18 protein-coding genes and 1 tRNA gene are annotated in these 20,191 nt (G+C 57.8%); 5 read left to right on the forward strand and 14 right to left on the reverse strand.

Features of this window, described 5'->3' with window-relative positions:
• Positions 1-12: 12 nt before the first annotated feature.
• From prmA to L085_RS06460, 14 genes are all read right to left on the reverse strand, one after another.
• A complete protein-coding gene (prmA, locus tag L085_RS06395) occupies positions 13-894 on the reverse strand; it encodes a 50S ribosomal protein L11 methyltransferase (protein WP_044030350.1) in 882 nt (293 codons plus the stop codon).
• Between the two features lie 11 nt (positions 895-905).
• Positions 906-2,351, reverse strand: coding sequence for a sodium/pantothenate symporter (gene panF, locus L085_RS06400; protein WP_004936863.1), 1,446 nt, complete (start codon positions 2,349-2,351; stop codon positions 906-908).
• Positions 2,341-2,583 carry a YhdT family protein gene (locus L085_RS06405; RefSeq protein ID WP_004936865.1) on the reverse strand — a complete coding sequence of 81 codons (243 nt, stop codon included), beginning with the start codon at positions 2,581-2,583 and terminating at the stop codon, positions 2,341-2,343. The genes panF and L085_RS06405 overlap by 11 nt, the downstream gene beginning before the upstream one ends.
• A 218-nt stretch (positions 2,584-2,801) precedes the next feature.
• Positions 2,802-2,878 (reverse strand) — tRNA-OTHER (locus tag L085_RS06410).
• 196 nt (positions 2,879-3,074) lie between these two features.
• Positions 3,075-4,280, reverse strand: a complete 1,206-nt coding sequence (locus L085_RS06415) for an MFS transporter (protein ID WP_004936868.1) — start codon at positions 4,278-4,280, stop codon at positions 3,075-3,077.
• 47 nt (positions 4,281-4,327) lie between these two features.
• Complete coding sequence (locus tag L085_RS06420) at positions 4,328-6,559, reverse strand: hypothetical protein (RefSeq protein WP_044030352.1); 2,232 nt, start codon at positions 6,557-6,559, stop codon at positions 4,328-4,330.
• Positions 6,559-7,512, reverse strand: a complete 954-nt coding sequence (locus L085_RS06425) for a hypothetical protein (RefSeq protein WP_015379200.1) — start codon at positions 7,510-7,512, stop codon at positions 6,559-6,561. The genes L085_RS06420 and L085_RS06425 overlap by 1 nt, the downstream gene beginning before the upstream one ends.
• A 25-nt stretch (positions 7,513-7,537) precedes the next feature.
• The gene (locus L085_RS06430) at positions 7,538-8,605 is read right to left on the reverse strand and encodes a cupin domain-containing protein (protein ID WP_004936880.1); all 1,068 of its coding nucleotides are present in this window, start codon (positions 8,603-8,605) and stop codon (positions 7,538-7,540) included.
• Positions 8,606-9,024: 419 nt separating this feature from the next.
• Positions 9,025-10,374 carry an acetyl-CoA carboxylase biotin carboxylase subunit gene (accC, locus tag L085_RS06435; protein WP_004936886.1) on the reverse strand — a complete coding sequence of 450 codons (1,350 nt, stop codon included), beginning with the start codon at positions 10,372-10,374 and terminating at the stop codon, positions 9,025-9,027.
• 12 nt (positions 10,375-10,386) lie between these two features.
• Positions 10,387-10,854, reverse strand: a complete 468-nt coding sequence (accB, locus tag L085_RS06440) for an acetyl-CoA carboxylase biotin carboxyl carrier protein (protein ID WP_004936889.1) — start codon at positions 10,852-10,854, stop codon at positions 10,387-10,389.
• Between the two features lie 32 nt (positions 10,855-10,886).
• Complete coding sequence (gene aroQ / locus L085_RS06445) at positions 10,887-11,339, reverse strand: type II 3-dehydroquinate dehydratase (protein ID WP_004936891.1); 453 nt, start codon at positions 11,337-11,339, stop codon at positions 10,887-10,889.
• Between the two features lie 287 nt (positions 11,340-11,626).
• Positions 11,627-12,226: a protein-methionine-sulfoxide reductase heme-binding subunit MsrQ gene (msrQ, locus tag L085_RS06450; RefSeq protein WP_004936895.1), complete on the reverse strand. Its 600-nt coding sequence runs from the start codon at positions 12,224-12,226 to the stop codon at positions 11,627-11,629.
• Positions 12,227-13,228 (reverse strand): protein-methionine-sulfoxide reductase catalytic subunit MsrP, encoded by a 1,002-nt coding sequence (msrP, locus tag L085_RS06455; protein WP_044030353.1) that lies wholly within the window; start codon positions 13,226-13,228, stop codon positions 12,227-12,229.
• A gap of 156 nt (positions 13,229-13,384) precedes the next feature.
• Positions 13,385-14,362 (reverse strand): MDR family oxidoreductase, encoded by a 978-nt coding sequence (locus L085_RS06460; RefSeq protein ID WP_044030354.1) that lies wholly within the window; start codon positions 14,360-14,362, stop codon positions 13,385-13,387.
• A 204-nt stretch (positions 14,363-14,566) separates the two neighbouring features.
• On the opposite strand from L085_RS06460, the gene csrD reads away from it, so the two are divergent.
• The 5 genes from csrD to L085_RS06485 all read left to right on the forward strand — a co-directional run bounded on the left by csrD (position 14,567) and on the right by L085_RS06485 (position 20,158).
• A complete protein-coding gene (gene csrD / locus L085_RS06465) occupies positions 14,567-16,501 on the forward strand; it encodes an RNase E specificity factor CsrD (protein WP_044030355.1) in 1,935 nt (644 codons plus the stop codon).
• A 413-nt stretch (positions 16,502-16,914) separates the two neighbouring features.
• Positions 16,915-17,958 (forward strand): rod shape-determining protein MreB, encoded by a 1,044-nt coding sequence (mreB, locus tag L085_RS06470; RefSeq protein WP_003855260.1) that lies wholly within the window; start codon positions 16,915-16,917, stop codon positions 17,956-17,958.
• Positions 17,959-18,052: 94 nt separating this feature from the next.
• Positions 18,053-19,078 (forward strand): rod shape-determining protein MreC, encoded by a 1,026-nt coding sequence (mreC, locus tag L085_RS06475; RefSeq protein ID WP_028127540.1) that lies wholly within the window; start codon positions 18,053-18,055, stop codon positions 19,076-19,078.
• On the forward strand, positions 19,075-19,563 hold the full coding sequence (gene mreD, locus L085_RS06480) for a rod shape-determining protein MreD (protein ID WP_004936918.1): 489 nt from the start codon (positions 19,075-19,077) through the stop codon (positions 19,561-19,563). Before mreC ends, mreD begins: the two co-directional genes overlap by 4 nt.
• Positions 19,564-19,573: 10 nt before the next feature.
• Positions 19,574-20,158, forward strand: coding sequence for a Maf family protein (locus L085_RS06485; protein ID WP_044030357.1), 585 nt, complete (start codon positions 19,574-19,576; stop codon positions 20,156-20,158).
• The last annotated feature ends 33 nt before the right edge of the window (positions 20,159-20,191 follow it).

Consider the following 20,191-nt stretch of genomic DNA (forward strand, 5'->3'; position numbering starts at 1 on the left):
ATACCGTGACGCTTACTTACGGCGGCCGGTGATGCGGCACCACTCTTCACGCTCGGCGACCGGATCGAGCGTGAACTTCTCTTCGTAGGCTTGTGCAACGCTGCTCGCCTGGCTGGCCAACACGCCGGACAGCCCCAAATGACCGCCGGCCTTCGGCAGGCAACCGATCAGCGGCGCCAGTTCGCGCAGCGGGCCGGCGAGGATGTTGGCGACCACCACGTCCGCCAGCAGGTCCGCCGGCTGGTCTTTCGGCAGATACAGCTCCAGACGCTCTGAGACGCCGTTACGCTGCGCGTTGTCGCGGCTGGCCTGAATGGCCTGGGGATCGATGTCGATGCCGATAGCGCGCGCCGCACCCAGCTTCAGCGCGGCGATCGCCAGGATGCCGGAACCGCAGCCGAAATCGATGACGGTTTTGCCGGCCAGATCGAGGCCGTCCAGCCACTGCAGACACAGCGCGGTGGTCGGGTGGGTGCCGGTGCCGAACGCCAGGCCCGGATCGAGCATCACGTTGACCGCGTCGGGATCCGGCACGTCGCGCCAGCTCGGGCAGATCCACAAGCGCTCGCCGAAGCGCATCGGGTGGAAGTTGTCCATCCATTCGCGCTCCCAGTCCTTGTCTTCCAGCTGCTCTATCTTGTGGCGGAAACCGGCGCCCAGCAGCGGGTGCTGTTCCAGCATCGCCACCACCTCGGTCATATCGGTTTCCGCGTCGTACAGGCCGATCACATCGGTATCGCCCCACAGCAGGGTTTCACCCGGCAGCGGCTCGAACACCGGGTTATCGTGGGTGTCCTGGAAGGTCACCGACACGGCGCCGCTTTCCACCAGCGCGTCGCTCAGGTCTTCCGCCTGGCTGCCGGTGGCGTTCAGTTTGAGTTGGATCCAAGGCATAGCAATTCTCTTCAAGAGGGTAATGATGACGCCGCCCGGCGCTTTTCGCCGACGACGTTACCGAGATAAAACGCCAACAGGCTGAGCAACAGCGAAGGCACGATAGGATGCAGCCCCGCCGGTTGCAGGTTGAAGCTGGCCAATAGCGTATAGCATACCGCACCCGACACCATTGAGCTAAGCGCTCCCTGAGCATTGGCGCGTTCCCAATACAGGCCCAGCACCAGCGGCCACAGGAAGACCGCCTCCAGCCCGCCGAAAGCCAGCAGGTTGAGCCAGATGATCATCTCCGGCGGGCGCCAGGCCGCCAGCAGCACCAGCAGGCCGAGGATCAGCGTGGTCAGGCTGGAGAAGCGCTTGATCAGCCGCTCGTTGTGGATCTGCTGCGGACGCACGCCAAGGTAGAGATCCTTGATGATGGTGGCGGAGGATTGCAGCAACTGGGCGTTGATGGTCGACATGATCGCCGCCATCGGCGCCGCCAAAAAGATCCCGGCGGCGTACGGCGGCAGCACGGTGATCATCAGCGTCGGGATCACCTGGTCGGGGATCTTGAGATCCGGCAACACCGCGCGGCCGAGCGCGCCGGCCAGGTGCATGCCGAACATCAGCACCGCCACCACCACGGTGCCGAGCAAAATGCCGCGATGCACCGCCTTGCTGTCCTTGTAGGAGATGCAGCGCACGGCGGTGTGCGGCAGGCCGATCACCCCGAAGCACACCAGGATCCAGAATGACGCCATAAACGGCAGGCTGAGGATCTGATCGCCGCCCTGCGGCGACACCAGCGCCGGATCGATCTGCTGCAGTTTGCTCACTGCGCTGTCCAGTCCGCCGGCGGCATGGATCACTGCCACCAGCAGCAGCACGGTGCCGAGCAGCATCACCAGCCCCTGCATGGCGTCGTTCAGCACGCTGGCGCGGAAGCCGCCGAAGGCGGTGTACAGCGCGATGCTGATGCCGAAGATCAACAGGCCGGTGTCGTAAGGAATGCCGGCGGCGGTCTCCAGCAGGCGTGCGCCGCCGATGAACTGCACCGTCATGGCGCCGAGGAACGCCACCAGCAGGCTGAGGCTGGCCAGCCACACCAGCAGGCGGCTTTGGTAGCGGCCATACAGCATGTCATTGAGAGTAATGGCGTTGTAGCGCCGCGCCAGGATGGCGAATTTCTTGCCCAGCACGCCGAGCGACAGCCACACCGCCGGCAGTTGGATCATCGCCAGCAGCACCCAGCCCAGGCCGTATTTGTAGGCGGCTCCAGGCCCGCCGATAAACGAACTGGCGCTGATGTAGGTGGCGGTCAGGGTCATCGCCAGCACAAAGCCGCCCATCGAGCGGTTGCCGAGGAAATATTCGCTGAGGAAGTTTCCGTTCTGGCGGCGTCGATAGGCGTACACCGACAGGCCGAACACCAGCAACAGGTAGGCGACCAGCGGCAGGATCACTTCAGTTTGCATCGCGGTCCTCCAGCGAAATGTCGCGGAACACCGTGCGCACCATCAGCCAGCACAGGCCGATGAACAGCAGCGGCACCAGCAGGCAGGCCATTTCGAACCAGTGCGGCAGGCCGGTGACGCCGATGGCGCTGTCCGGCAGGTAGGCCGCCAGCCCCCAGGCCAGCAGGTAGAGCAGCGTCAGCCCCAGCGCCCAGCGCGCTTCGCGGTGCGCCTGAATAAAGCGTTTGTCCATCAGTGTCCCCCATAGGTTTACGATGATGGCTTGTGACAAGAACAGATGAAGGAACAGGATTGTACGGAATGTGCGGCGTTTGGCTAATAAATTATTCACCTTTCCGGTGAACGCAACGGGGCGATGGAAAGAAAAGAGGGGGGTAAATATATAAATTTTACCGGTTTATTTCGATGGGAAAATAATTAAAGAGAATGGGAAAAGAATGGGTTTTATATTGGTTGGCGCAACCGGAATCGAACCAGGTGACCTCTGTGAAGTATGACACAGCGCTCTACCACTGAGCTACACGCCTGCAATAAACAAATTTATAACATCTCCTAATCATTCATGTAAATAGATTTATTTTATTTTTTAGCATTAAATAAATCGTTCGATTAAATAATGACCTGCATATCCTTCGCTATTTATTTACTGTGATTAATATCACGATAAAGCCGCCCCGTTAATACGTTTAAACAAGGGCGGCGTTAATTAGCGGGTTAACAATGTCACGCGGTTATCGTTCTTTTCTCAGATATTCTTTCCGAAATAGTATAAAGAACGATGACGCCGATGCATAAAAAGAACATCACGGCATACAGGGCGCCACCGCCACCTTGTTTTAACAGCAAACCGCCGACAAAAGGGGCGAGCGCCAGGCCAAATTCGTAAAACGTGGCGGCACCGAAGTAAGCCCCTTTTAGGTTAGCCGGCGCCATACGATCAATTTGTATATTGAGCGTAGGGAACAGGATGACTTCGCCGAGGCTGAGCAGGAACATGGCGACCAACCACAGCAGCCAGCTTTCACTGGAAACCAGCAGGAAGACAATTTGTGAAAGCGCGAGAAAGAACACGCCCAGGCTGGTTTTCAGTGCCAATGACATGCGGCGGGTAAAGCGCTCGGTGAAATACTGCAGCGTTATCACCGTGGCTGCATTGATGAATATCAGCACGCTGAGCAGGTATTCGGGGTTGTACACCTGGCTGATCATGAGGTATTGCGGCAGCGTCACGTCGATCTGCCCGTAGACCAGCATCACCAAAATGTTGGCGACTACCAACACCTTGAACGCCTGATCGTTCCAGATAATCCGCAAAGAGCCAATGAATGAGAAGGTGGCGTTGCGCGTTTCTTTACCGTGCCCCGCTTTGAATACCGCGAGCACCAGCAGCAAATAGCAAAGGAACGACAATGCGGTAACGAAGAAGGTGGCCTTCTGCGCCGTCAGCCCGAGAGCGACACCCACTAATGGGCCTACGGCTGCGCCCACGTTCATCAGGAAGTAGCGGATGTTCAACGCGCGTTCTCGCTCTTGCCTGTCATGGAGAATATCGCCGATCACCGCTTTGCTGGCGGGTTCGATCAATGAGCGCGAAATGCCATTGAGTAAAATACCGACAAAATACCACGCCGGTGAGTTGGCCAACGCAAGTACGCTAAATGAAATGATAGCGGCAATTGCACCAAGAATAATCAACGTGCGACGGCCATATTTGTCTGATGCGCCACCGAAGAGATAGCCGAAAGAAATAGACACGATAAGTGATACGCTCATCATGACGCCGATTTCCACCGGAGTCATCGCGTAGTTATTTCTCATGAGAATGGTAATGAATGGCCAAATCATGAAAAAGCAGGCGCGCGTCAAAAACGTCCCGATAAAGATAACCCATATTTCTTTTGGGAAATAAGGGATGAATGTTGACCTCAAGGCGGTTTCTCCTTAAATGTTGCTCGTCGTCTGTTGAACCGAGTGTATTACACCTTTTCCAAACTTTCCTTTTCCCATCGGTTAGCCAGAGTGAGTAACGGCGTCACTCCGGTTTCTCTAATCCTCGCGATGAGATTTTTCCGCTGATCGAAGATAACCGGATGCGGGCTGATGCCTTGAATAATCGCGGCGACAGTCGCCGCGACTGGCGCGCTATGCGCCAGCGTTGGAATCGCCAGAACGTTCATGCAGTATTCGAACATGGAATCGACGGAGTTCAATTTACCCAGCATCAAGAACGTCATTTCATCTCCGACGAGGGTAGCGCCAAGGCTGTCGAATATCATTTTGACTTGCGCCACGGGCTTCTCTTTCAGATGGAAACTGAGCAGTGCGCGGAACTGGTCGCGATTCAGACGGCCCTGTTTCATCTCGTCATTCAGCATGGCGAGTGCCTGGCGTACATAATTTTCCTCTTCGTTGAACAGATCTGCCGAAGCGCAGCGGAAATGCTGTTTGAGGAAATACCAGTGAAAGACATATTTGCCGTCGAATTCAAGGCGAACAACGTTGGTGAAGTCTTCCAGATCGTGCCGTTCCGGGTGGAAGTCGCTGAGATCGCAACGAATATCGATGCCGGAAGAGGAGGCGATTCGGCGGCAAATGGTGGTGATATCAGCTTCGCCCAATAGCGCTTGCAGCATATGCTGCATGTTGTTGCCGCCGGCGGCCAACTCGCAATAGGCGTCTTTACCTGGCGTCAGGTATTTGATTCGGTTGTCGCGCGCATTGAGTGATGAGGCAATTTCAGCCCACTGGTTATGTACTTCCTGGCTTCTGATCGTTTCCAAACGAGGGTTTTTTTCATAGAACGCGATGACGCGCGGATCGACAGCCAGGCCGCTGCGTTTGAGTATTCCGGCGTCAAGTTGCGCGCTTGCTTGGTTTTTCACCAGGACATTGATGAAGTTGCGCAGCGAACTCTCCCCGCAATCTGAGAACGAGACGTCAGAATCCGGCGCGGGGCGGCAGGTTTTGGTGATGCACAGCGGCGGAAAATAGCGGCCGTACACTTCGCGATCGTAATAGTCATGGCAGCGATCGGGGAAGTGCGTCTCGCCCGTCGCCGTTTCGCCGAACAGCTCCCCGCTCAGTTCCCGCAGTTGCTGCATGTAGGCGGTCAATTTGCCGAAGTTACCCTTGCATTTCAGCCACAGCGCCGCGTTGAGCAAATGAAACACCTCTCTGTCGTGCTCGGCGGTGCGGCTGGCCGCGATCAGTAAACGACATAAATTGTGCAACTCGGCCAGCAAGCTGTCGCGATCGGCACAGTGGATACCGACGTAATCCTGCACACGTCGCGGCAGATAGCGGTGATACTTGTTGAAAGGCAGATGCAATGCAATGAAGTCAGCGCTGAATCCCTCGGTTTGCAGCCGTGCGACGGTGCTTTCGGTAAAATTTTCCGCCAGCATGCTGGCGCGCAAGGTGGCTTCATCTTTTTGCTGGCGGGCATGTTCGACGGCGGCCTGCGCGTTTTGCCAGGCGGGGAACAGGCCGGCTTGATGCACGGCTTCTTGCTGCGCCGCATTCAGGCGTGCTTCCAGCTCGGTGATTTCGGCATTGAGCGCCAGCAGCTGCGCCTCTTTATTCTCAGCAGCGCTTTTGCCCAGCGTTTTTTTGCCGGCTTTGAGCGCGGCGATCGCGGCTCGACATTGTTGGATCGGCACCTGCTGCGCTTTAACGGCGTTTTCCGCCTGTTGCAGGATCTGATTCAGCGCTTTTTCTTGCGCTTTCAAATGGGCGCCGAGGGAGAGCGCTTCGCGTTCTGCGGCTGCGATCTGCGCTTTTGTGTCCTCGAACTGTTGCAGTACGCTGTCGCAAAGCCGGCGTATTTGCACAGAAAGCCGATGTTGCTGCTCAATGGCAGCGTGAAAGTCCGTTTCATCTCGTACATGCTGATATAACGAGGCGATATCATTGTCGGTGAAACGCGGGCTGCTCATGAAAGCCACCAGCCGTGCAAGGGTAGAGGGGGAAAACCAGGTGAACGGATTCTTCACCTCTTTGCTTACGTCAAACTCGACCAGGTCAGTACGGTAGAACAACGCGCGCGCCACCTGGCCGATCGGGTGTTCGGCGCCAAGAAAACGGTAATACTTTTCCGCGAGTTCGTTGTTGCACCACAGCACCCCGTACAGTGGCGAAAGAAAACGATACTCAGGGCGTAACGGCATGTAGAGATCGCGGAAAATCTGTCTGGTTTGATCGGTCGTCATCAGCTAAAACCTTGGATGATGTTTTTTAACTTGAGCGCCGCCTGGTGGATTTGTTGTTGCTCATCCTGATTGGGCATCAGCGACAGCGGCGTAAAGACGCCGTCGCGCAGAGCCAGCGGCCAGGACATGAATACGCCCAGTTCCGGCAGCCAGACCGAACCGCAGCAGGGGGTTTCGTCCCGTTGGATGATGCGCTCAAGCAAGATAAGAATGGAGGCGGCCGGGCCATATTTAGGAGGGCGCCGCATTTTGTGAAATATGTCCAACCCTTGATTGCGGGTATCGGTGACGATTTGCGCCAGCGCCTGCGCCGAAAGTAGCTGGTTCAGCGGTCCCTCGTCGGTTGTTACCTGGCTGAGCAAGGGCACTAACCCGGCGCCGTGCTCGCCGCAGACTGTCAGGCTACGCGCGTCGATGCGCTGCATGTCGATCCCGGAAATGCGGCAGATGCTTTTCAGCAGCCTGGCGGTGTTGTGCGCGGCGCCGATGCCTATCACCCGGCAGCGAGAGTCGAGCAGGATTTTATCGATGTAATAGCTGATGCTATCCACCGGATTGACCGCATTGATGATGTGACAGCCGGGAGCAATGAAGGGTTTGGCTCGGCTAAAAATGGCCTCGCTGAGCCGTACGTGATCGTCCAGCAACGCCTGGCGGTCATGCATCGGAAAGGTTGAAGGCACGCCATAGCAACAGAGGATCACGTCAGCCCCGTCGATGTGGCGGTAGTCATCCGTCACAACAATCTTGGGTAAAGACGTTCGGTTATGGCGTGAGAAGAGCGCTTCCGCCAGCAGGCCATCAAGAATATCTTCGCAAACGGCTGAATACTTTTCGGTATTTCGGCAGATGATCACGACTTCATTGACGCTGCCACGTCGCTCGGTCGTACTTAACAGCGCGTTTAGCGTCTCTTGCCCAATGCCGCCGAATCCCAATAAAACAATTTTCATGACCGCTCCTGATGACCTGCCCGGCTTATGCTTCGATCAGTTCGGCCAGTCTTGCATACTGCTTCTCAACCATACTCCACCCTTTATCGAGTACGGCTTTGACACGCTGGAATTGTTCTTCGGTCATCCCCTTGAAGAACGCTTTATCCACTTCCTGATGATCGCCATCGAATTCGGAGTGATCCTCGAAATGGTTCTGTTTGCTCGGATCGAACACGTGTTTGATGTTGTTATAGAACACGAAAGCCGAACCTTCGATGACAAAGTGCACCAGGATAGCCTGTTCCAGATTATCCAGCGTGATCATCTGGTGGTTGAACCAGATGCACAGTGCTTCAAAGATCGCGTCTTCGCGAACCTGGAGGTTGTCGCGGCTGTTGCGCAGCACCTCGTCATGGCCGAATTCTTCTTTCAGATGTTCACTGAAGAAACGCGAGAAGCGAACGTCTTCACACAGTGCGCTACGCAGCAGCACCATTTTTTGGAACTGATCGGACAGGATCTGCAGGTAGTCCAGGAACAAGGATTTTTTCGCCTCGGAGAACGTTTTATCCTTGGCGAATGCGGTAAAGATCGGGTTGTCCTGGTAGCGCTCGATGTAGCGGGCGTTATGCGCTTTAAGCTGATGGTAGTAAGCGTAGGGATCTTGATCGAAAGTCACCAGCGGCTTGCTGGGATCTTCATAGAGCCCGCGCTCCTCAAACTGGATTGACAGCCCCCAGTAGCCGTTGTCGCCCGCGCCGATGAAGCCGTGATCCGCGCCTGGCGGAATGCAGATGACATCGCCTGGAACGGCCCGGCGGTCAACGCCGTCTCCCAGCAGGATCGCTTCCCCTTCACAAATGATATACAGCGAAGATATTGGATGAACATGCACATCCAGCTTTTCGTTTTTCGCCAGACGCACCCAGCTTACTGCTAGGCGTGCCTGTTCGGGAATAAAGCGGTTCATTTCCTCATTGGCGCGGAAATTCTTCACTTCGCCCAAAAGCTTCTCAATCCCGTTTTCCTTAATGCTTTTTATGGTTTCCATGTCAGCACGGTGGTACAGGGAAAACACGGGCTTACGGTCGTATTCAGTTACATGGCTCATTAAGACATTACTCATCTAAGTCAATAAAAAGGATAAATAAAAAGAGAAAAAGAGCGCGCTGCATTCGATCGACGGCGACAATAGCACGGGCTATCACCGAGCGGATGTGATCGGGGTCAAGCTTTGTAATTAATACGTTAATTTTGTTAAAGCTTATGGCGTGTGAAAATGCGATGGATTGAGTTTTTCCCTTGCTAATATTTATTTGTAAGCTATGAGTTAAATATTTTTTGTTTAAAAACAGGTTATTATATTTATAGTGGTGATGTGGGTGGAGAGCTGGATAAATGTGAAGAGAAAGTTATCTGTGAAGATTTGATTCTATTTTGCGCGGTTGAACGAAAAAATCAGGCGGGCGCGAGAAAAGAAAAAGGCCGGTGATTAACCGGCCTTTCGTCAGACGATGCTGCGTGGCTGCCTTAGGTTTCCTGCAGACCCAGCTTCTTCTCCAGATAGTGGATGTTGGTGCCACCGTGCTGGAAGTTTTCGTCGTTCATGATCTTCTGCTGCAGCTCAACGTTGGTTTTGATGCCGTCGATGATCAGTTCAGCCAGGGCGTTTTTCATGCGGGCGATCGCCACGTCACGGTTTTCGCCGAAGGTGATCAGTTTGCCGATCATGGAGTCATAGTACGGCGGTACGGTATAACCGGCGTAGATATGAGATTCCCAACGCACGCCGAAACCGCCTGGCGCGTGGAAGCGGGTGATCTTGCCCGGGCTCGGCAGGAAGGTGTTCGGATCTTCGGCGTTGATGCGGCATTCTACCGCGTGGCCGTGGATCTTCACTTCTTCCTGTTTGATCGACAGCGGCTGACCGGCAGCGATGCGCAGCTGCTCTTTGATCAGATCCACGCCGGTGATCATTTCGGTAACCGGGTGCTCTACCTGAATACGGGTGTTCATTTCGATGAAATAGAACTCGCCGTTTTCATACAGGAACTCGAAGGTGCCCGCACCGCGGTAGCCGATTTCCACGCAGGCTTTCGAGCAGCGCTCGCCGATGTAGCGGCGCATTTCGCTGGTGATGCCCGGCGCCGGCGCTTCTTCGACCACTTTCTGGTGGCGGCGCTGCATGGAGCAGTCGCGCTCGGCCAGATAGATGGCGTTGCCCTGGCCGTCGGCCAATACCTGAATCTCGATGTGACGCGGATTCTCCAGGTATTTTTCCATGTACACCATGTCGTTGTTGAAAGCCGCTTTGGCTTCCGCTTTCGTCATGTTGATGGACTGCTCAAGGTCTTTGTCGCTGCGCACCACGCGCATGCCGCGACCGCCGCCGCCGCCGGAGGCCTTGATGATCACCGGATAACCGATGCGCTTGGCGAAGGCACGGTTTTTATCCATGTCGTCGGTCAGCGGGCCGTCGGAGCCCGGCACGCATGGCACGCCGGCTTTTTTCATGGCGTTGATCGCGGAAACCTTGTCGCCCATCAGGCGGATGGTTTCGGCTTTCGGGCCGATGAAGATGAAACCGGAGCGTTCAACCTGCTCGGCGAAGTCGGCGTTCTCGGACAGGAAGCCGTAGCCCGGGTGGATCGCCACCGCGCCGGTGATTTCCGCCGCCGAGATGATGGCCGGGATGTTCAGGTAGCTTTTTACCGATGGCGCAGGACCGATGCAGACGGTCTCGTCGGCCAGCAGCACGTGTTTCAGATCGCGGTCGGCCGCGGAGTGAACCGCAACGGTCTTGATGCCCAGTTCTTTACAGGCACGCAGGATGCGAAGCGCGATCTCGCCGCGGTTGGCGATAACAATTTTATCAAGCATGGGGGCGCCTCGTTATTCGATGACGACCAGCGGCTCGTCATATTCGACCGGCTGGCCGTTTTCCACCAGGATGGCTTTCACGACGCCGGACTTGTCCGCTTCGATCTGGTTCATCATTTTCATGGCTTCAACGATGCACAGGGTATCGCCGGCGTTCACTTTCTGACCCACTTCCACGAAGGCTTTCGCGTCCGGGCTTGGGGTGCGGTAGAAGGTGCCTACCATTGGGGAACGAACGACGTGGCCACTCACGGCCGCCGGTGCTGCAGGGGTTTCTGCCGCAGGCGCGGTGGCAACGGCGGTAGCCAGGGCTGGCTGCTGCTGTGCCGGCATCGCGTAAGCCTGCTGCATGACGGGATAAGCCTGCGCCGGTGCGGCACGGCTGATGCGAACCGATTCTTCGCCTTCAGAGATTTCCAGTTCAGAAATGCCTGATTCTTCAACCAGTTCGATCAGTTTCTTGATTTTACGAATATCCATGAGTGTGATTCCGTACTCTTTTTGTGGAGCAATTAGTGGGTTTTCGACAGACGGTTAACCGCTGCCTGTAAAGCGAAAGCGTAGCCATCCGCGCCGAGGCCGCAAATCACGCCTACCGCTACGTCTGAGAGATAAGAGTGATGGCGGAAAGGTTCGCGGGCGTGCACGTTGGACAGGTGGATCTCGATGAACGGGATCTGCACCGCCAGCAACGCATCGCGCAACGCCACGCTGGTGTGCGTGAACGCCGCCGGGTTTATCAGAATGAAATCGGTGTTGCCGCGCGCCTGATGGATGCGATCGATCAGCTGATGCTCGGCGTTGGACTGCAGATGGCTCAGGGTAATATCCAATGCGGATGCCTGGTTTTCCAATCCGTTAACAATCTCTGTCAGCGTCGTGCTGCCGTACTTCTCCGGCTCACGCGTCCCCAGCAGATTGAGATTGGGGCCGTTCAGAAGCAAAATGTGAAACTTATCCGCCATTGTGCTGGTATCTCCGGCAATAAAACCATCATCGTAGAAAATAACCCGATGTTACCGATTTGTCACCTGTTAAGGGGCAAATTCACCCTGAGAACAGAAACAAGGTCGGGCATTATAACGATATCGTAGCAATTCGCAGCTAAATACTGGTCTTATCAGCGAAGATATTCAACCCCAAATCGACCAACTCGGGGTTCCGTGACAGGAATATGAGCGCTGGAACACAGAAAAAGTTCCCGCCGGCGGCGTGCGTTTTTCAACGACAATCACGCGCGCCGCCGCGCGATTCAGCGCCACCAGGCGCGGAATTTCTTGTAGCGCAGGCCCAACAGCGCCACCGCCAGCAGCGCGTAAATGAACGGCTGGGGGGAAAAGGTTTTGACCGACCACAGATAGTGGATGGGGGCGAGGATCGCCGCCAGATAGACGAAGTTGTGCAACGTTTGCCATTTGGCGCCCAGTTTGCGCATCGCCCACAGCGTCGAGGTGGCCGCCAGCGCCAGCAGGATCAGCCAGGTGAGGATACCGAGCGTCAGATACGGGCGGTTCACCAGCTCGCTGCCCAGCAGGCCGAGATTGCTCAGCCCCAGCTCCAGCGTGGAGTAGCTTATCAGGTGCAGCGTGCCCCAGGCAAAACACCACAGCCCGACCAGGCGGCGGCAGCGGATCAGCAGCGGCTGGCGGGCGTAGCGCGCCAGCGGGGCGATCATCAGCGTGGCCAGCAGCAGTTTCAGCGTCATCCTGCCGGTAAAATGCTGGATGTCCTTGGACGGATCGGCGCTGAACCAGCCTTGATCCACCGCCAGTACCAGCCAGAGAAAGGGCAAAAACGCCGCCAGATGCAGGGCGGCTTTCAGCCATTTGATGTGAACAGGCGTCAGGCGCACTTAGAAATTCTCCCGCAGATCCATGCCGCGATACAGCGACGCCACCTGATCGGCATAGCCGTTAAACAGCAGCGTCGGTTGGCGTTTGACGTCGAGAATGCCGCCGGAGCCGATGAAGCGCTCGGTGGCCTGCGACCAGCGCGGATGATCGACGTGCGGATTCACGTTGGCGTAAAAACCGTACTCGTTCGGCGCGGATTGGTTCCAGGTGGTCGGCGGCTGATCGCGCACCAAGCGGATATGCACGATCGATTTGATGCCTTTGAAGCCGTATTTCCACGGCGTGATCAGTCGCAGCGGCGCGCCGTTTTGCGGCGGCAGGGTTTTGCCGTACACGCCGACGGTCAACAGCGCCAGCGGATGCATCGCCTCGTCCAACTGCAGCCCTTCGACGTAGGGATATTTCAGGCCACCGCCGATAAAGCGATCTTTCTGGCCGGGCATCTGCTCCGGATCGTACAGCGTCTGGAAGGCCACGTAGCGCGCGTTGCTGTTCGGTTCGGCCAGCTTGAGAAGCTTGCCCAGCTCGAAACCGATCCACGGCACCACCATCGACCAGGCCTCGACGCAGCGCATGCGGTAAATGCGCTGCTCCAGCGGGAAACGCTTCATCAGATCGTCGATATCCAGCGTTATCGGTTTCGCCACTTCGCCGTCGATGCGCACTTTCCAGCCTTCGGTTTTCAGCCCGCCGGCGTTGGCGGCCGGATCGGCTTTGTCGAGGCCGAACTCATAGAAGTTGTTGTAGCCGGTCACCTTGTCTTCCGGCGTCATCGCCAGCTGCGCCTGCCAGGCGGCCGGTTTGCTGAATGCCAGCGCTTTGCCCGGCGGCGCCTTGGGGCGATCGTTGCCCTTGAACCACGACAGCAGGTCCGCCCGCGCACCGGTAGGCAGCGCCAGCGTAGCGGCGCTGATGCCGAGCGCCTGCAGCACCTTGCGCCGCTGGTGGAACACGCTCTCCGGCGTGACGTCGGCCTCGGTTAATTTCGGGTGTTTGTTCATGCTTATGTTCTCCGCGACTGATTCCCGCCGCCTGTAAGCGGCAAACGGGTCTCCATGAAATAAGCATGGCGCTAAAGCCGGCCGGAAGCGAGGGGGCGCGGGAAAATATGAAATTTCGCAGAAGCGGGAACTCCCCCCGTCGCCGAGGGGAGAAGGTCAGCGGATTTTCACCAGAGTGCGGCCGGTGATTTGGTTGTTCAGCAGCGCAGCGGCGGTGGCCGGCGCCTGCTCGAGGGCGATTTCGTGTGTGGCCTGCTGATAGAAGCTGTCCGGCAGAATGCCGGACAGCCGTTCCCAGGCGGTTTGGCGGCGATGCAGCGGCGTATGCACTGAATCCACGCCCTGCAGGCGCACGTTGCGCAGAATGAACGGCATCACGGTGGTCGGCAACTGATAACCGCCCGCCAGGCCGCAGGCGGCGACGGTGCCGTTATAGTTCATCTGCGCCAGCACCCGGGCCAGCAGTTTGTCGCCGACGGTGTCCACTGCGCCGGCCCACAGCTGTTTCTCCAGCGGACGCGGCGTGTCGATATAGCCATCGCGCGACATCACCTCTTTGGCGCCGAGCGCTTTCAGGTACTCGGTATTGCTGTCGCGGCCGCTGATGGCGGTCACCCGGTAACCCAGCGCCGCCAGCAGGGCGATAGCGGTGCTGCCCACGCCGCCGCTGGCGCCGGTGACCAGGATATCGCCGTCGTCCGGGTGCACGCCGCCTTCCTCCAGCGCCATCACGCACAGCATGGCGGTAAAGCCGGCGGTGCCGATGATCATCGCCTTGCGCTCATCCAGCCCGTTCGGCAGCGGCACCAGCCACTCACCGGAGACGCGCGCCTGCTCGGCCAGGCCGCCCCAGTGGTGTTCGCCCACGCCCCAGCCGGTGAGCACCACGCTTTGCCCCTCTTTGAAGCGATCGTCGCGGCTGTGGCGCACGGTGCCGGCGAAATCGATGCCCGGCACCATTGGGAAGTTGCGCACGATCTTGCCTTTGCCGGTGATCGCCAGCGCATCCTTGTAGTTCAGGCTGGACCAGTTGATGTCGACGGTAACATCGCCTTCCGGCAACCGATCGCTGTCGATATCTTTGATATGGGCCAGAGTTTGGTCGTCTTGTTGTTCCAATAACAGTGCACGCATGTCACTCTTCCTCTCGTTTACACTTTTCTATCAATGGCTGAATCACATTTATTTGACTATATGCATAATAAGCGGCCCAAGTCCTGATAAAGGACAAAAACGGCGCTTGCAGGTTTAATTCCTCAGCAAGGCTTGTTAGGGTTGGACGGCCCCTTTTAGCTAAAGGGTGAACACTCACTTAACCATAGCGGACAAGGCACAGGGATGCGATTTACCACCAAACTCTCTGCATTGATCACTCTGTTGGTCGCGCTGGCGATGTTTTTGATGCTGATGGGATGCTCATACAGCTTCTTTTACGTTACCCAGGATCGCCAGGAGCGCCGCTTGGATTCGCTGGTTACCACTCTCGATCAAGCCATGCTGAGCGAGCCGCCGCAGGAGCAGGAGAAATGGTTGCCCATCGTCATGCGCACGCTCGGCATCGTGTCGATCCGCATAGAGGCCGGGACCAGCCAACTGCTCGACTATAAATTGCCGACGGTCAAAAAAGAGCACTGGGATGCGCTGAACGGCTATCGTCAGGTCTCGCGCCCCCTGTTGCAGCACCCGGGCAGCACGCTGTACATCACCTACCTCGATCCCTTCGCCAGCGACGTGCGTACGCTGCAATCCACCGCCGCCGTCACGCTGTCGATCGTCGTCATGGTGGTGATTTTGCTGTTCAGCCTGCGCTGGCTGCGTGAGCAGGCCGACGGCGAAGATCGTCTGGAACGCCGCGCGCGGCGCATTCTGAACGGCGAGCGTGAAAACGTCATGCAGGGCGACGTGCGTGAGTGGCCGGCCAACGTCAGCGGCGCGCTCGACCGCCTGCTGGCCGATCTGGCGGAAGCGCGGGAAGAGCGCAGCCGGGTCGATACGCTGATCCGCGCCTTCGCCGCGCAGGACGCCAAAACCGGGCTGAATAATCGCCTGTTCTTCGATAACCAATTGACCACTCAGCTGGAAGATGAAGGCTCGCACGGCATCGTGATGATGGTGCGGCTGCCCGATTTCGAGACCCTGCGCGAGACGCACGGCAGCGTGGCGGTGCAGGAGCTGATGTATTCGCTGGTCAACCTGCTGTCTACCTTCGTGATGCGCTACCCGTCGGCGCTGCTGGCGCGCTACTTCCACAGCGATTTTACCGTGTTGTTGCCGCATCGAACCCTGAAGGAGGCCGACGGCATCGCTTCACAGCTGGTCAACGCCATCGATGCCTTGCCTTCCACGGCGCTGATCGATCGCGAGGCCTTCCTGCACATCGGCATCGTGGCGTACCGCAGCGGTCAAACCACCGAGCAGGTGATCGACTATGCGGAGCAGGCGACGCGCCACGCTACGCTGCAGGGCGAAAACGGGTGGTATGTGTACGACAGCCAGGTGCCGGAAAAGGGGCGCGGCAGCGTCAAGTGGCGCACGCTGCTGGAACAGGTGCTGGCGCGCGGTGGCCCGCGGCTGTATCAGAAACCGGCGGTGACCGTGGAAGGCGAGGTGCACCATCGCGAGATCATGAGCCGGATCTATGACGGCACCCAGGAATTGCTGCCGGCGGAATATATGCCGCTGGTGCAGCAGCTGGGGTTGGCGGAGAGCTACGATCGCCAACAGGTGAGCCGCATCATTCCCTTGCTGGCGCAGTGGCCCGAGGAAACGCTGGCGTTTCCACTGTGCGTGGACTCGATTTTGCAGCGCTCTTTCCAGCGCTGGCTGCGGGATACGCTGTTGCAGTGCGAAAAAAGTCAGCGTCGGCGAATTCTGATTGAACTTGCGGAGGCAGATGTGTGTCAACATATCGACCGTTTGCGTCCGGTGCTGAGGCTGTTGTCAGGTCTGGGCTGCCGCCTTGCGGTGTCCAAAGCGGGTTTAACCGTGGTCAGTACGTCTTATATCAAGTCGCTGCAGGTGGAGATCGTCAAGCTCCACCCGGGGTTGGTGCGGAGCATCGATAAGCGGGACGAAAACCAGCTGTTCGTGCAGAGCCTGACCGGCGCCTGCGCGGGCACGCGCGCGCAGGTGTTCGCCGCCAGCGTACGCACGCGCAACGAGTGGCAGACGCTGAAAGAGCGTGGGATCCTCGGCGGGCAGGGTGACTTTTTCGCGTCGCCGGAACCGATCGACGCGGGGCGTAAAAAATATTCACGTCGTTATCGCGTTTAAGCTGATTGCCGGACAAAAATTGACGTAGAATGAGCGCCGGATCCATCTGGGCCATGTCACCCGTCATTTTGGAGTTTTCTCCAATCTGCCTGCGACAACGACGCCTATTTGAGATAGGCTCTTGTCAGCTTTTATCTGGTTGGCGTTGGTAGGTACTTACCATCGGCGGCAATCAGGGAATATGTTAGATTTTATGAGCTGTGTTACGCCGTTTCGTGCGTTGACAGGGTGGTAAACTGAGCCTTTGTTCAGGGAATTCAGGCCTCATCCAATTTCCGTGCATTCGAGCAGAAACAATACAGACTATTTTTCACCGAAGTAGAACGTTTTTGCGCCTTGTCGCTGCTTCGTGTGGTTGGTAAAGTAGGCGGATTTTATTTTCCGCCCCCAGCTTGCAGGATTATCCTTTCGTTATGTTTAAGAAATTTCGTGGCATGTTTTCCAACGACTTGTCCATCGACTTGGGTACCGCCAATACCCTGATTTATGTTAAAGGGCAAGGCATCGTACTGAATGAACCTTCGGTGGTTGCCATTCGTCAGGATCGTGCCGGCTCCCCAAAGAGCGTTGCGGCCGTCGGTCATGACGCCAAACAGATGCTGGGCCGCACCCCCGGCAACATTGCGGCTATTCGCCCGATGAAAGACGGCGTGATCGCCGACTTCTTCGTGACCGAAAAAATGCTGCAGCACTTTATCAAACAGGTTCACAGCAACAGCTTCATGCGCCCAAGCCCGCGCGTGCTGGTCTGTGTGCCGGTCGGCGCGACCCAGGTTGAACGCCGCGCTATCCGCGAGTCCGCCCAAGGGGCCGGCGCGCGCGAAGTGTTCCTGATTGAAGAGCCGATGGCGGCGGCGATTGGCGCAGGTCTGCCGGTCTCCGAAGCGACAGGCTCCATGGTGGTGGATATCGGTGGCGGTACCACTGAAGTGGCGGTGATCTCGCTGAACGGCGTGGTGTACTCCTCTTCCGTGCGCATCGGCGGCGACCGCTTCGATGAAGCCATCATCAATTATGTGCGCCGCAACTACGGCTCGCTGATCGGCGAAGCCACCGCCGAGCGCATCAAGCACGAAATCGGTTCTGCCTATCCGGGTGACGAAGTGCGTGAAATCGAAGTCCGCGGCCGTAACCTGGCCGAAGGCGTACCGCGCGGCTTTACCCTGAACTCCAATGAAATCCTCGAAGCCCTGCAAGAGCCGCTGACCGGCATCGTCAGCGCGGTGATGGTGGCGCTGGAGCAGTGCCCGCCAGAATTGGCCTCCGACATTTCCGAACGCGGCATGGTATTGACCGGCGGCGGCGCGCTGCTGCGCAACCTCGATCGCCTGCTGATGGAAGAAACCGGCATCCCGGTCGTAGTGGCGGAAGATCCGCTGACCTGCGTGGCGCGCGGCGGCGGCAAGGCGTTGGAAATGATCGACATGCACGGCGGCGATTTGTTCAGCGAAGAATAGTCAGCCCCTGGAAGGAGGAATCGTATCGGATGAATGCGCACAGCGAGAATCGGGTACGGTTCCTCTTTCTGTTGTCGAGGAACTCGCATAATTTATGAAGCCGATTTTTAGCAGGGGGCCTTCCCTGCAACTGCGACTTTTTTTGGCGGTGATTGCGGCCATTGGCCTGATCGTTGCCGACAGCCGGCTCGGCACGTTCGTGAAGATACGCAACTACATGGACACCGCAGTCAGCCCTTTCTATTTTCTGGCCAACGGGCCGCGTAAAGTTTTGGACAGCGTGTCAGAGACGCTGGCCACCCGCCAACAGCTGGAGCTGGAAAACCGCGCTCTGCGGCAGGAACTGCTGCTGAAAAACAGCGATATTCTTCTTCTTGGCCAATTCAAGCAGGAAAACGCCCGCTTGCGCGAGCTGCTGGGTTCTCCGCTGCGTCAGGACGAACACAAGATGGTCACCCAGGTGATCTCCACCGGTTCCGATCCGTATAGCGATCAGGTGGTGATCGACAAAGGGTCGGACAACGGCGTCTATGAAGGCCAGCCGGTGATCAGCGACAAGGGCGTGGTCGGTCAGGTGGTGGCGGTGGCGAAAGTCACCAGCCGCGTGCTGCTGATCTGCGACGCCTCGCATGCGCTGCCGATCCAGGTGCTGCGCAACGATATTCGGGTGATCGCTGCGGGCAGCGGCTGCGCCGACGATCTGCAACTGGAGCATCTGCCGAACAACACCGACATCCGCGTTGGCGACGTGCTGGTCACCTCCGGCCTCGGCGGCCGCTTCCCGGAAGGGTATCCGGTGGCGGTGGTCTCTTCGGTCAAGGTCGACAATCAACGCGCTTACACTGTGATTCAGGCGCGGCCGACCGCCGGTCTGCAGCGCTTGCGTTACCTGTTGTTGCTGTGGGGCGCCGATCGCAACGGCGACATGCCGCTGCCGCCGGACGAAGTGCACCGCGTGGCCAATGAACGCCTGATGCAGATGATGCCGCAGGTGCTGCCGCCTGCCGGTTCCGTCGGGCCACAGCTGCCGGCTCCGGCCACCGGGGTGGCGCCGCAAACCACGGCACCGGCCTCTGCTCAGCCTCAGGTTCAGCCCGCGGCGGCGGGGGTGGTGCAATGAACAGCTACCGCAGCCACGGGCGCTGGATAATCTGGCTGTCGTTCCTGGTGGCGTTGGTGCTGCAAATCATGCCGTGGCCGGAGCAGATCTACATGTTCCGGCCTTCCTGGCTGGTGCTGATCCTGATCTACTGGGTGATGGCTTTGCCACATCGGGTCAACGTCGGCACCGGCTTCGTGCTGGGGCTGATCATGGATCTGATCCTCGGTTCCACGCTGGGCGTGCGCGCGCTGGCGCTGGGCATCATCGCCTATCTGGTGGCGTTCAAATTCCAACTGTTCCGCAATATGGCGCTGTGGCAACAGGCGCTTATTGTCGTGTTGCTGTCGCTGTCGATGGATGTGGTGGTGTTCTGGGCTGAGTTTTTAGTGATCAACGTCTCTTTCCGCCCAGAGGTGTTCTGGAGTAGTGTGGTAAACGGCATTTTGTGGCCGTGGTTATTCCTGTTGATGCGTAAAATCCGCCGTCAGTTCGCCGTACAGTAAGGGTATATCAATGACTTCGCTTTATCTGGCCTCCGGCTCCCCACGTCGACGTGAACTGCTGATCCTGCTGGGCGTGTCGTTCGACATTCTGCTGACGCATACCGAAGAGCAGCGCCGGGAAGGCGAAGCCGCAGAAGCCTATGTGCGCCGCCTGGCGCAGGACAAGGCCAAGGCGGGCGTGGCGCTGGCGCAGGAAGATCGGCCGGTGCTGGGCGCCGACACCATCGTGGTGCTCAACGGCCGGGTGCTGGAGAAGCCGCGCGACGAAGCCCATGCGGCGGACATGCTGGCGGCCCTGTCCGGCAAGCAGCATCAGGTGATGACGGCAGTGGCGATCGCCGATCGCCACGACGTGCGTTGCCAGCTGGTGGTGACCGACGTGACGTTCCGCAGCCTGTCACAACAGGATATCCGCGACTATATTGCTACGGGCGAACCGATGGATAAGGCGGGCGCCTATGGAATTCAAGGAAAGGGTGGTTGTTTCGTCAGAACGATAACCGGGAGTTATCACGCAGTGGTCGGTCTGCCGCTGGTCGAAACACATGAGCTGCTCAGTAATTTTGTCGCATTACGTGATGTAAGAACCGGTTGATGGGCGCTGCCATTATCGACCGGCTCTGAGGAG

Source organism: Serratia sp. FS14, assembly GCF_000695995.1.
Taxonomy (GTDB): domain Bacteria; phylum Pseudomonadota; class Gammaproteobacteria; order Enterobacterales; family Enterobacteriaceae; genus Serratia; species Serratia nematodiphila.

What these genes read in the sequence shown, in the direction of transcription:
- L085_RS06485 (WP_044030357.1), top strand. Translation starts at nt 19,574, where the DNA reads ATGACTTCGCTTTATCTGGCCTCCGGCTCCCCACGTCGACGTGAACTG.
- mreC (WP_028127540.1), top strand. Translation starts at nt 18,053, where the DNA reads ATGAAGCCGATTTTTAGCAGGGGGCCTTCCCTGCAACTGCGACTTTTT.
- L085_RS06460 (WP_044030354.1), bottom strand. Translation starts at nt 14,362, where the DNA reads ATGCGTGCACTGTTATTGGAACAACAAGACGACCAAACTCTGGCCCAT.
- L085_RS06430 (WP_004936880.1), bottom strand. Translation starts at nt 8,605, where the DNA reads ATGAGCCATGTAACTGAATACGACCGTAAGCCCGTGTTTTCCCTGTAC.
- panF (WP_004936863.1), bottom strand. Translation starts at nt 2,351, where the DNA reads ATGCAAACTGAAGTGATCCTGCCGCTGGTCGCCTACCTGTTGCTGGTG.
- csrD (WP_044030355.1), top strand. Translation starts at nt 14,567, where the DNA reads ATGCGATTTACCACCAAACTCTCTGCATTGATCACTCTGTTGGTCGCG.
- msrP (WP_044030353.1), bottom strand. Translation starts at nt 13,228, where the DNA reads ATGAACAAACACCCGAAATTAACCGAGGCCGACGTCACGCCGGAGAGC.
- L085_RS06425 (WP_015379200.1), bottom strand. Translation starts at nt 7,512, where the DNA reads ATGAAAATTGTTTTATTGGGATTCGGCGGCATTGGGCAAGAGACGCTA.
- mreB (WP_003855260.1), top strand. Translation starts at nt 16,915, where the DNA reads ATGTTTAAGAAATTTCGTGGCATGTTTTCCAACGACTTGTCCATCGAC.
- L085_RS06405 (WP_004936865.1), bottom strand. Translation starts at nt 2,583, where the DNA reads ATGGACAAACGCTTTATTCAGGCGCACCGCGAAGCGCGCTGGGCGCTG.
- accC (WP_004936886.1), bottom strand. Translation starts at nt 10,374, where the DNA reads ATGCTTGATAAAATTGTTATCGCCAACCGCGGCGAGATCGCGCTTCGC.
- L085_RS06420 (WP_044030352.1), bottom strand. Translation starts at nt 6,559, where the DNA reads ATGACGACCGATCAAACCAGACAGATTTTCCGCGATCTCTACATGCCG.
- aroQ (WP_004936891.1), bottom strand. Translation starts at nt 11,339, where the DNA reads ATGGCGGATAAGTTTCACATTTTGCTTCTGAACGGCCCCAATCTCAAT.
- mreD (WP_004936918.1), top strand. Translation starts at nt 19,075, where the DNA reads ATGAACAGCTACCGCAGCCACGGGCGCTGGATAATCTGGCTGTCGTTC.
- prmA (WP_044030350.1), bottom strand. Translation starts at nt 894, where the DNA reads ATGCCTTGGATCCAACTCAAACTGAACGCCACCGGCAGCCAGGCGGAA.
- accB (WP_004936889.1), bottom strand. Translation starts at nt 10,854, where the DNA reads ATGGATATTCGTAAAATCAAGAAACTGATCGAACTGGTTGAAGAATCA.